General features: G+C 55.2%; 4 protein-coding genes. All 4 read right to left on the bottom strand.

What is annotated here, in order from left to right; genetic code table 11:
* Positions 1 to 11: 11 nt before the first annotated feature.
* Complete coding sequence (locus JRI89_17890; GenBank protein ID MBW2073104.1) at positions 12 to 230, bottom strand: hypothetical protein; 219 nt, start codon at positions 228 to 230, stop codon at positions 12 to 14.
* Between the two features lie 43 nt (positions 231 to 273).
* Positions 274 to 1,053 (bottom strand): peptidylprolyl isomerase, encoded by a 780-nt coding sequence (locus JRI89_17885; GenBank protein MBW2073103.1) that lies wholly within the window; start codon positions 1,051 to 1,053, stop codon positions 274 to 276.
* Positions 1,054 to 1,283: 230 nt separating this feature from the next.
* Positions 1,284 to 1,943 carry an SBBP repeat-containing protein gene (locus JRI89_17880; GenBank protein MBW2073102.1) on the bottom strand — a complete coding sequence of 220 codons (660 nt, stop codon included), beginning with the start codon at positions 1,941 to 1,943 and terminating at the stop codon, positions 1,284 to 1,286.
* A partial coding sequence (locus JRI89_17875) for an SBBP repeat-containing protein (GenBank protein ID MBW2073101.1) occupies positions 1,936 to 3,441 on the bottom strand: 1,506 nt, incomplete at its 5' end. The genes JRI89_17875 and JRI89_17880, both read right to left, overlap by 8 nt.

Below are 3,441 nucleotides of genomic sequence, written 5' to 3'. Positions count from 1 at the left end.
CGAACCTTACATCAGTCCTGCTGGGGCCACTCCGCCTCCTTTTCCTCCACCAGATAGCAGAAGCGATTCCACTCGAACTCTCTTAGAGAAACAGGACAGCGCAGTTTCACCTTGTGGCCGCTCACCCCCACCACCTCCCAGTCTCCCCGACGAGGGCCGTCATCTATACGGATTTTCTGGCCAACCCGGAATGGGTACTGGCGAAACATGCCAACCTTGTGCCTTGCCATCTCCACTCCCCTCTCTCGTAGTAAACTGTAGACGCCATCATTATCACCAGTTCTTCCGAAGTATGTTGATGATGCGCCCAAAAAATGTGGTCAGAATTACCAGAATTGCCAATAGGCCCACCGGAAGGACCAACATGAAGCTAAGCTTCAAGACGAAGATCAACACGGGGATGATCACAAAGAGAATGACCGCAATAACTATGATCGCCAGACAGCCGGTAAAAAAATCTCGACCAAACTGAAATTCGTCTGACTTCTTGACAGACACTGTCAACTCTTCATCCCTGGCCTTGTCTTGCTGCTCTGGCCTCGCAGTTTCTTCCCTGTCGTCCATCATGTTCATCAGTGCTCCTGCGGCTCTCTGCTCGATGCGCTCGATGGGATTATCCCTCTCATCTCTTGGCTGCGAGACTATTTTGTCTACTACGTCCATGCCCTCCAATACTTCTCCAAAAACCGTGTAGTTGCCGTCGAGAAAGGGCGCCGCTTGCACACAGATGAAAAACTGCGACCCGGCGCTGTCAGGATCCGCAGCCCTGGCCATGGACAGGGTGCCTCTCAGATGCGGCCGGTCGCTGAATTCAGCCTTGAGATAATACCCTGGTCCGCCTGTGCCATGGGTGCTCCTGTCAGGATTCTTGGAATTAGGGTCCCCTCCCTGGATCACAAAACCTGGCACAACGCGGTGGAAGGTGGTGCCGTCAAAGAAGCCGCTTCTGGCGAGGTCCAGAAAGCTGCTCACATGGTTGGGGGCAACATCCGGGAAGAACCCGAGAGTGATGTCACCAAACTTTGTCTTTATCACTGCCCTCGTCTGCTCCATTGTCTCAATCTCCTTCCGAGTGAATGTCCTGTGATAATAGGAAGCGGCAAGTGCATCGCAGTTGAATGCCACCAGCAGCAGAATAACAGTCCCGCTCAGTAACAGCCGCTGTACCACGCCTACCTCCTCTGTCCACTCCAGGTGCAGTACCGTCCTCGCGCTGATTGAGCAAATCTCGGTGCAACAATCCTCCGGTTGCGGCAGGCACGGCATGCATTACCTGAGAACCTTTATGTAGTAGGATGTTTGCCCCTGCTTCTCAGCATAACGTAGAGCAACACGCTCATAACCGTCAGCAGTAAGAGCCCACTGGCACCCGCTGCCAGCGGTTCAAGTCTGAGTGCCAGCCAGGCAAAGCCAATAACTGGCAGAAGTGCCCACCGTACAGCCAGCCTCAACAGGGGCCTCTTGCTGATAAAGTGGGCCACCGGCGGAGAATAACGGTAATAAGACCGTACCAGCACTCTGCCCACACCATAGTGGAGCAACACCCGATCGCGAAAATGCCGAAGTATTTTCACCTGATTTGCCAGCGGCGAACCATAGGCAGCCGTGGCAATGAAGCAACTGGCGCCGCCGCCCCCGCCGCCGCCTCCGCCGCCGCCGCCTCCGCGGCGGGCAGCCTTGCCTCCCAGATAGGAGGAGTAGACCAGACCGCTGCCATCGCTTTCCAGCTTGCTCACAAAGGCATCACCAGTGCCTGCCAGGTCAGCCTGAAAAGCGTTCTGTACTGGAAAATCATCCGAACTGGTAACGCCGGTAATATAGCTGTCGCCGCTGCCGTCCACTGCAATGCTCCTGCCCGAGTCAGCTCCACTGCCGCCAAGGTAGGTGGAAAAGACGAAATCACTGCCATCAGGCAAAAGCTTGCTCACAAAAACATCAAACATAAGCCCTGTTGTTGCTGTCCACCGCGATATCAGCACAGGTCTCGGAGTTCTTTCCCCCCAGGTAAGTAGAGTACGACAGAACCGTTCCGGCACTAGTAAGTCTGCACACAAAACCGTCTGAAGGACCAGTCAAGGTGCTGTCCAGTGCATTTTTCGTCGGGAAATCAGGCGAATCAGTGGTGCCGGCAATGTAGGCCCTGCCGCTGCTGTCCACCGCAATAGCATTTCCAGACTCCGAACCACTGCCGCCCAGATAGGTGGAGTAGACCAGTGCTGTGCCCGTGGTGTTCAACTTGGTTACAAAGCCGTCCGCAGCACCGTCCAGGGTGTCGTCCACAGCGTTCTTCAGTGGGAAATCGCTCGACTCGGTGGTGCCGGCAATATAGGCCCTGTTGCTGCTGTCCACCGCAATAGCATTTCCAGACTCCGAACCACTGCCGCCCAGATAGGTGGAGTAGAGCAGATCTGTACCAGAACTGCTCAACTTGGTTACAAAAGCGTCGGAAGGACCACTCAAAGAGTTGTCCAGGGCGCTTTTCAGTGGGAAATCACTGGAATCCGTGCTGCCGGTAAGGTAGGCCCTGTTGTTGCTGTCAACTGCGATGCCAAGACCCACATCATTGTCACCGCCTCCACCAAGATAGGTGGAATACTCCAGAGAGGCGCCGTCACCTGCCAGCTTGACCACAAAGGCATCGGCAGCACCCTGCAGGTTCTGATTCGTAGTCAGAGGATCCTGCAAGGGAAAGTCAGCAGCCGAAGTCTTGCCGGTGATATAGGCCAGGCCGCTGCCGTCTACGGCAATGTCATTGGCAACAGTCCGATTGCCGCTGCCGCCCAGATAGGTGGAGTATTGCAGGAAGTTGCCGCTGGAGTCGACTTTGGTTATAAATGCCTCCAATTCAGCTTCGAGTCCACCGTCAAAAGCGTTCGCCGTGGTGGGGAAGTCAGGCGAGTTGGTCACACCGGTGATGTAGCTGTTTTTCGAGCCGTCTACCGCAATAGCGTTGCCCATATCATTGGCCACACCCCCGCCGACATAGGTGGAATAGATGAGATCATTGCCCGCAGTATTCAACTTGCTCACAAAAGCGTCGGCCGCACCGCCGAGTTCCTCGTCAAAAGCATTCTTCGTCGGAAAATCATCTGAACTGGTGGCACCCGTGATGTAGCTGTTACCTGAGCCATCCACGGCAACACCATAGGCCATTTCATCCCCGCTGCCGCCCAGATAGGTGGAAAAGATGAAGTCTGTACCATCCGTCTTCAACTTGCTTACAAAGGCGTCGCTGCTGCCGTCCAACCCATCATCAAAAGCGTTCACTGTGGGAAAATCGCCAGAATCCGTCCTGCCTACTATGAATGGCTGGCCGCTGCTGCTCACGGCAATGCTGTTGCCCGCCTCGTCGCCGCTGCCGCCAAGGTAAGTAGAAAACAGAATGGCTGTGCCATCCGTGGTAAACTTGCTCACAAAGGCGTCGCTGCTGCCGCCCAGAGT

The organism is Deltaproteobacteria bacterium, from assembly GCA_019309045.1.
GTDB lineage: Bacteria > Desulfobacterota > Syntrophobacteria > BM002 > BM002 > JAFDGZ01.
Note: the sequence above shows the minus strand (reverse complement) of the source record. Positions and strands in the feature narration are given on the sequence as shown.